This window comes from Corynebacterium sp. HMSC22B11 (assembly GCF_001815965.1).
In the GTDB taxonomy this organism is placed as follows: Bacteria; Actinomycetota; Actinomycetes; order Mycobacteriales; family Mycobacteriaceae; genus Corynebacterium.
In genome coordinates, this window is sequence record NZ_KV823501.1 from 1 (window position 1) to 1,574 (window position 1,574).

Sequence of the window (1,574 nt, forward strand, 5' to 3'; positions counted from 1 at the left end):
GTGTCCCTATGTTTTTGTCAAGTGCCAGACCGATGTTGACGAGCACAGTCTTGGGAGTAGTTTCTTAGGCGTGCCTAGGAGCCGGCCAGCGTGTGCTGGTCGGCTTTCGTCTTCGGGCTTTATGCGGCGACGGGGCGTGGCGGGATTTCGCGGAAGAACTCCTTGTTTTTCAGCATCGCGTAGATGACATTGCATCGGCGTCGTGCCAGGCAGATGACTGCTGCGTTGTGGCGTTTTCCTTCAGCGCGTTTGCGTTCGTAATACCGCCGTGACGGTTCGTGGCTGCGGATAACTGCGAATGCGGAGTAGAACAAGGCGTTTTTCAGTCGTTTATTGCCTGACCGTGCCGGGAATTCACCTCTGATCGACGAACCGGATCGTCTAGTCACGGGCGCTATTCCAGCATAAGCAGCTAAGTGGCCAGCACTAGCGAAGTCGGAGCCATCACCGATCGCAAGAAGGATCTGCGCTGCGGTCTTGATGCCGACTCCGGGCATACTCATCAAGACCTCACAAAGAGGGAAGTCAGCGAGCATCTCTTCAACCTGCTCAGCAATGGTGTTTCGTTGCTCTTTGAGGGCCTTGATGTTTGCAGCCAGTTGAGGAATTACTAACTCGGCGGCATCGCTTCCAGGCACGGTGACTGTTTGAGCTTTCAGCGCTGCAAAAATGTCGTCTACCAGCGGGGTAGGGTCTTTACGTGTGCGCTTGATCATCCAGTTCAACACTCGTTGGTATCCGGCTCTTTTTAGCCCCTGCGGTCCCTTGTAATGGATCAATAATTCCAGGATCGGCGTGCGAGTCAGGGTGCTACCAGCAAAAACTCGTTCCAGGCTGGGGTAGATCTGGGTGAGGACACTGCGAAGCCGATTGACAGTGCGAGTGCAATCGCGGGCGATGTCATCATCGAAGCCGGACAGCATCTTTAGGGCGGAGAGTACCTCATCATTGCGGTCGACGGCACGTAGCGTGTGGGGCATTGTGCGGGCGGTGTCGGCGATGATGAATGCGTCGCGTTTGTCTGTTTTTGCACGTCCCGGATAGAGATCTGCAGCTTTGCGCATCGCAAGACCTGGCAGGTATCCGACTTCGCAACCGCAGTCCCGGGCTACAGCAATCGGTAGTGCGCCGATGGTGTTGGGTTGGTCGACGATCACGAGCACGGTGCCAAGCTTCTGAAGCTGGTGAAAAACGCCTGCTAGTTCGGATTCGAGTTGAGGCAACGGTTTGTCGAAGACCTTGTTGCCATCACGGTCTAAGGCGCAGGCGTGGTGTTCAGATTTGCCGACGTCTAACCCAAGGAATATGTCGATGGAATGCTCCGGAGACATGATGAGCTCCTAGAAAACGAGATGGGTATGGCGTTGTTCCAGTCGCTGGTGTCATGACCTTCGTTGCAAGCACCCACGTTACAAAGAGACCTAGTTTAAAACTGGCCGTGTCCCTATCAGCTGTCATCGAAAGTCCTGGCACCCGGCGGCAACACCCCCCGGATTATGGAAACTACAGGGCAGGTAAGCCATACCGGGACCAGCGACTATCCCCATTATCGGGGACACTCACAAGGTAACGGG

1 protein-coding gene is annotated in these 1,574 nt (G+C 55.2%); it reads right to left on the bottom strand.

Features of this window, described 5'->3' with window-relative positions; translation table 11 throughout:
- Positions 1 to 119 precede the first annotated feature (119 nt).
- Complete coding sequence (locus HMPREF3088_RS05640; RefSeq protein WP_070758819.1) at positions 120 to 1,331, bottom strand: IS110 family RNA-guided transposase; 1,212 nt, start codon at positions 1,329 to 1,331, stop codon at positions 120 to 122.
- Positions 1,332 to 1,574 lie beyond the last annotated feature (243 nt).

Coding starts and splice junctions, on each gene's coding strand:
- HMPREF3088_RS05640 (WP_070758819.1), bottom strand. CDS start 1,331: ATGTCTCCGGAGCATTCCATCGACATATTCCTTGGGTTAGACGTCGGC.